9 protein-coding genes are annotated in these 5397 nt (G+C 55.1%); 8 read left to right on the top strand and 1 reads right to left on the bottom strand.

The genetic code is table 11. The features are described 5' to 3' along the window. The 8 genes from PHW69_09735 to PHW69_09700 form a co-directional block, all read left to right on the top strand. On the top strand, window positions 1-530 hold a 530-nt coding region (locus PHW69_09735; protein MDD4005462.1), incomplete at its 5' end, for a hypothetical protein. Further along, window positions 517-921, top strand: a complete 405-nt coding sequence (locus PHW69_09730) for an iron-sulfur cluster assembly scaffold protein (protein ID MDD4005461.1) — start codon at window positions 517-519, stop codon at window positions 919-921. The genes PHW69_09735 and PHW69_09730, both read left to right, overlap by 14 nt. After that, a complete protein-coding gene (locus PHW69_09725) occupies window positions 905-1756 on the top strand; it encodes an Mrp/NBP35 family ATP-binding protein (protein MDD4005460.1) in 852 nt (283 codons plus the stop codon). Before PHW69_09730 ends, PHW69_09725 begins: the two co-directional genes overlap by 17 nt. Window positions 1757-1785: 29 nt before the next feature. Then, window positions 1786-2088 carry a ferritin family protein gene (locus tag PHW69_09720; GenBank protein ID MDD4005459.1) on the top strand — a complete coding sequence of 101 codons (303 nt, stop codon included), beginning with the start codon at window positions 1786-1788 and terminating at the stop codon, window positions 2086-2088. Between the two features lie 13 nt (window positions 2089-2101). Further along, entirely contained in the window at window positions 2102-2824 is a 723-nt protein-coding gene (locus PHW69_09715) for a ZIP family metal transporter (protein MDD4005458.1), read from the top strand. Further along, entirely contained in the window at window positions 2821-3606 is a 786-nt protein-coding gene (locus PHW69_09710; protein ID MDD4005457.1) for a radical SAM protein, read from the top strand. Before PHW69_09715 ends, PHW69_09710 begins: the two co-directional genes overlap by 4 nt. Window positions 3607-3743: 137 nt before the next feature. Further along, entirely contained in the window at window positions 3744-4292 is a 549-nt protein-coding gene (locus PHW69_09705; protein ID MDD4005456.1) for an arginine decarboxylase, pyruvoyl-dependent, read from the top strand. Between the two features lie 4 nt (window positions 4293-4296). Further along, complete coding sequence (locus tag PHW69_09700; GenBank protein ID MDD4005455.1) at window positions 4297-4728, top strand: PaaI family thioesterase; 432 nt, start codon at window positions 4297-4299, stop codon at window positions 4726-4728. Window positions 4729-4916: 188 nt separating this feature from the next. Here PHW69_09700 and PHW69_09695 read toward each other — a convergent pair. Then, window positions 4917-5397 (bottom strand): ornithine carbamoyltransferase subunit F (locus PHW69_09695; protein MDD4005454.1); only part of this gene is annotated, 481 nt, incomplete at its 5' end.

The following is a 5397-nucleotide window of genomic DNA, read 5'->3' as shown; positions in this document are numbered from 1 at the left end:
GGCTGTCGGGAAAATGGTTCGTGTCCGATACGCGGCACGGAACGCTTGTCCACGCGGAACTTGGCATAGGCGAGGAAAACTCCGGCAAGCTGGTCAGCAAAATAAAGCAGACTGCCTTTGACATCGCCCGCGATACTGGAGCAAGCTGGGTAATCGCCGACGGCCCGCCGGGAACCGGCTGCCCGGTGATGGCGTCGCTGTCCGGAGCGGATCTTGCGGTTATCGTCGCCGAGCCCACGCTTTGCGCCATGCACGACATGAAACGCGCCATGGAAACCGCCGCGCATTTTAATATTCCGTCAGCGGTAATCGTGAACAAGTGGGATTTGAATGAGGCCAACACTGCGGAAATCGAGCGGTTTTGCGCCGGAGCGAAAATTGCGGTGCTGGGGCGCATTTCGTTTAATCAGGCGGCTGGCGCAGCCGTATCCGCCGGCGTTCCCCTGGTGGAATATGGCAATGAACAGCTTGCAAAAGAGATAAGAGCCATATGGATAAAAGCAAAGGAGTGCTTGGATGCCAGTGGATAAACAGATCAGCATCGAAGAGGCCATAACCAGGTATTGCGGAACGCTGGAAAATCCCGACGGCAGTTCCGATATTACCGGTCCCTGCGGCGACAGGATGGCTTTTTACTTCAAACTTGCGCACGGCCGCATAAGCGAAATCCGGTTTAAAGCCACAGGCTGCGGCGTTACTCTGGCCTGCGGCGCGGCGGTGGCGTTTACGGCGGATGCCTTGCCGTTATCAGAGGCGCTTCGCATTTCGCCAGCGTATATAGTTGATGTAATAGGGCAGATGCCGCCGGATCACAAACATTGTCCGATACTTGCCGCCACTTCTTTCTACCGCGCCATAGCGGATTATTTTTTCAAGACCGAGCAAACACCGGAGGAAACCAGCAATGCAGCCAAAGAATGAGGAATTTGAAACGCAAAATAAAGCGATCAGCGGCAAAATGTCCGCTATAAAAAACAAAATACTGGTGATGAGCGGCAAAGGCGGCGTAGGCAAGAGCACGGTTGCGGTAAACCTTGCCTGCGCGCTTTCTGAAGCCGGGCATAAAGTAGGCCTGCTGGACATAGACCTGCACGGTCCCAACGTGCCCAGAATGCTGGGCATAGCCGCCGAAAGCATGTGCGTGGAAGACAATGAAATGCTTCCCTATCCAGTATCTGAAAACCTGTTCGTTTGCAGCCTTGCCATGCTGGGCGCGGACAGCGGCACGCCGATAATCTGGCGCGGCCCGCGCAAAACCGGCGCCATACGGCAGATGCTTGGCGAGGTGCGGTGGGGCGAGCTGGATTATCTGCTTTTGGATTCGCCGCCCGGCACCGGCGACGAAGTTTTAAGCGCGGCGCAGGCCGTGCCGGAGTGGACTGGCGCGGTTGTGGTGGTAACGCCGCAGGAAGTGGCGTTAGACGACGCCAGGCGCAGCATAGCCTTCGCCGGGCAGGTAAATCTTCCCGTTCTGGGAATAGTGGAAAACATGAGCGGCTTTGTCTGCCCGCATTGCGGAAAAGAAACCGAAATTTTCAAAAAGGGCGGCGGCGAGCAATTGGCGACAGATTACGGCGTTGAATTTTTAGGCAGGGTGCCGCTTGAGCCGTGTATAGTTGCTTTGGCCGATGACGGCAAGCCGTTTTGCCGCAAAGACAGAAAAACGCCCGCCGCAAAAACATTTGCGGAAATAGCGGATAAGCTCGCGAAATTCTGCGCGGCGCAAGCGGAGAACAAGCCTGTTCATAAAACCTGATAAGGAAGTTATAATCAAGGAGAATAAACATGCCGGAATTCAGTGCGCCCTTTGCAGGGCTGGCGAAAGACAGAAAACTCACGGATGCGGAACTTGTCAGAGCAATCCGCTTCATGATAGCCGCGGAATATGAAGCGATACAGCTGTACATGCAGCTTGCCGAATCAACCGGCAACCGGCTCGCCGCGGAAGTGCTCAGGGACATAGCGGACGAAGAACGCGTGCACGCGGGGGAATTCCTGCGGTTGCTTCGCGAACTGGCGCCCGATGAAGAGAAATTTTATGCCGAAGGAGCGCGGGAAGTGGAGGAAGAAATCGGGAAAATGAAATAACGGGGATTAAATTTTGACAGCAGTTTTTATCGCCATTTTATTGGGTAATGTCATTTCCGTGCTGTGCGCGGCGGTTTTGTTGCTGGCTGGAGAAAAGCTGCAGGAACGCCTGATGCCCTGGCTGCTCAGCTTCGCCACCGGCACACTGCTCTGCACGGGCTTTGCCGGAATGCTGCCGAAAGCGTTATCGCAAGCATTGCCGCAGCATGTGATGCTGGCGTTGCTTGGCGGCATACTGCTGTTTTTCCTGCTGGAAAAAACATTGCTCTGGCGGCACTGCCATAATAAAAACTGCACGCTGCATTCCGCCGCCGGGCATATCGTGATACTTGGCGACAGCGTGCATAACTTCATGGACGGTGTGGCGATAGCGGCGGCGTTTTCAAACTCGCCGAGTCTTGGCATAGGAACAGCTATTGCCGTGTTCGCGCATGAGCTGCCGCAGGAAGTGGGCGATTTCGCTGTGCTGTTAAACAGCGGATTCTCGAAATCAAGGGCATTGATGTGGAATCTGCTGTCAGGGCTCGCCGCGCTGCTGGGCGGGCTGCTGGCATGGCTGGTCATGGATATTATGAAAGCGGTTATCCCCTATGCTCTTGCATTCTCCGCCGCCAGCATGATTTATGTGGCGATGGCGGACCTGATTCCGTCGCTGAGAAATCCGCAGGCAACCGGCGCAAGGCATTTTCTCGCGTTGCTCGCCGCAATCGCGTTAATGCTGGGGATAATACTATGACAACGGATTTGAAATATATTTACGGCCCCGTTCCCTCCTGGCGGCTGGGCAAATCGCTGGGTGTGGATGTTTTGTCGCAGCCGGCCAAGGTCTGCAATTTTGACTGCATCTATTGCCAGCTGGGCAAAACCGGTTATTGCCCCGCGCAACGCAAGGAATTTGTCGCGGCCGGGGAGTTGGTCAAAGAGCTTGCCGGTTTGCCGGACACTGCGATTGATTACATCACCTTTTCAGGCCGGGGGGAAGCCACGCTTGCGGCAAATCTTCGCGAAACGCTGGAAGGCGTAAAAAAGCTGAGAAAAGAGCCCGTGGCGATTATAACCAACGCGGTGCTGCTAAACGATGCGGACATCAGACGGGAGCTTTCGGGCTTTGATTTCGTGGTTGCCAAGCTCGACGCCTGCAATGAGGAAATGCTGAGCGACATTAACCGCCCTTTAAATAAGGTGAAACTGTCCGAAATACTGGACGGTTTTTGCGTTTTCAGGAAACAGTATCGCGGAAAGCTGGCGGTGCAAACCATGCTGATAAAACAGAACGCCGGATTCGTGGAAATGTTTGCGGATATTTACCGCCGGATCGCGCCGGACGAGATACAGCTGAACACTCCGTTGCGGCCTTCGTCCGTAGAGCCGCTGGGCGCGGCCGAAATAGCCGAAGCGGCGAAGCGGCTTAAGATCCGGCTGCCGGATATTCCGATAAAAACGGTTTATGATTCCGAAAAACCCCGGGTACAACCGCTGAGCGGGCCGGAAACTTTAAAACGGAGAGGTAAAATCTGAATGCTCAAGGCTCAGACAGCGCAGGCGGTTCCTTGAGCATCAGTGAGCGGCCTTGTCGTTGCTGTTGTTGCGTTTCCTGCGGTATTGCGGCTGCCGCGCGGGATGCGGTTTAGTTCAAAATCAAGGAGAAAATGAAAATGGAAGCATTTGTCCCCAGAAAAGTATTTTTAACCAAAGGCGTGGGGCGCCACAGGGAAAAACTGGCGAGTTTTGAAGAAGCCCTGCGCGACGCCAAAATCGCCAATTTCAATATTGTGCCGGTATCGAGCATCATGCCGCCGCACTGCAAACTTGTGCCCGCTTCCGAGGGGTTGAAAAAGCTGCACAGCGGACAAATCCTTCATGCCGTTCTGGCGCGCAATTCCACCGACGAGCATCACCGGCTGGTTTGCGCCAGCATAGGCCTGGCCATACCCAAAGACCGAGCCCGTCACGGGTATATCTCCGAGCATCACAGTTTCGGGGAATCAGACCGGATGTCGGGCGATTATGCCGAAGATCTTGCCGCCATGATGCTTTCCACCACGATGGGGCTGGTGTTTGACGCCCATTCGTCGTGGGATACGAAACGTCAGATCTGGCGCATGAGCGGCGAGATAGTCAAAACAACAAACATGACGCAGTCCGCCATAGCCGCGAATGGCGTCTGGACAACGGTCATAGCCGCCGCGGTATTTTGCGAGTAGCGCAATGGCCGATATTGCGACACTGAACCGTATCCAGGCGAAACTGCATGATACCTGCATTGTGTGCGGCGGCAAAAACCCCGTCGGCCTGAAACTGCGGTTTGAATTGCTGGCGGACTCAAGTCTGAAAGCGGAATTTATGGGCAAATTCATGTTTGAAGGTTATAAAGGCTGTTTGCATGGCGGTGTGATCGCCGCACTTATGGACAGCGCCATGACCAATTGCCTGTTCGCGCACAACATTGCGGCTTTCACGGCGGAACTGGCCATAAAATATAAAAAGCCCGTGCGGTGCGGGAAAAAGGTCGTGGTGACCGCCAGAATAGTTAAATCCTGCGCCCCTTTGCATCTTCTGGAGGCCCAGCTCATGCAGGATGATAACACGGTGGTTTCCGCCGCCGCAAAATTCATGGAAAACGAGCTGCTGGGAAAATAGGCGGAACCGGAACAGGCGAACGGAACGTGCTCCATAATGACGGATTTGTGAAGAACGCCGCGCCGCGCTGACGCCGCCTGCGGTTCCGGCGCATGTCCGATAATGAAACAGAACCGGGGCCGGGCTCTGAATCCTGATTTTCAACTCAGGAATCGGCCCGGCCCCGGCACAAACCAGCTTGATGGTTTTCAGTTTCCCAGTGTGGCGACCATCACGGCCTTGATGGTATGCATCCGGTTTTCCGCCTGATCGAAAGCGATGCAGGCTGGCGATTCGAACACCTCTTCCGTCACTTCGATCCCGGCAGTGAGGCCGAACTGTTCGGAAACCTGTTTGCCGACTTTCGTGTCGGCGTTGTGGAACGCCGGCAGGCAGTGCATGAATCTGACGTTCGGATTGCCCGATTTCTTCATGATTTCCGGATTGACCTGGTAGGGCCTGAGCAATTTGATCCTTTCCTCCCACACTTCTTTCGGCTCGCCCATTGAAACCCAGACGTCGGTGTGAATGTAGTCCACGCCTTTTACCGCAGCGCCGGCATCATCCGTGACCGTAATGCGGGCGCCGGAGGTTCTGGCGATTTCCCGGCATGTTTTTATCAGCTCCGCGTCGGGCTGGAGGTTTTTCGGCGCGCCAATGCGCACGTCCATGCCAAGTATGCTGCCGACC

It is taken from the genome of Elusimicrobiaceae bacterium (assembly GCA_028700325.1).
Classification (GTDB): Bacteria; Elusimicrobiota; Elusimicrobia; order Elusimicrobiales; family Elusimicrobiaceae; genus JAQVSV01.
Note: the sequence above shows the minus strand (reverse complement) of the source record. Positions and strands in the feature narration are given on the sequence as shown.

Coding starts and splice junctions, on each gene's coding strand:
- PHW69_09700 (MDD4005455.1), top strand. CDS start 4,297: ATGGCCGATATTGCGACACTGAACCGTATCCAGGCGAAACTGCATGAT.
- PHW69_09730 (MDD4005461.1), top strand. CDS start 517: ATGCCAGTGGATAAACAGATCAGCATCGAAGAGGCCATAACCAGGTAT.
- PHW69_09710 (MDD4005457.1), top strand. CDS start 2,821: ATGACAACGGATTTGAAATATATTTACGGCCCCGTTCCCTCCTGGCGG.
- PHW69_09725 (MDD4005460.1), top strand. CDS start 905: ATGCAGCCAAAGAATGAGGAATTTGAAACGCAAAATAAAGCGATCAGC.
- PHW69_09720 (MDD4005459.1), top strand. CDS start 1,786: ATGCCGGAATTCAGTGCGCCCTTTGCAGGGCTGGCGAAAGACAGAAAA.
- PHW69_09705 (MDD4005456.1), top strand. CDS start 3,744: ATGGAAGCATTTGTCCCCAGAAAAGTATTTTTAACCAAAGGCGTGGGG.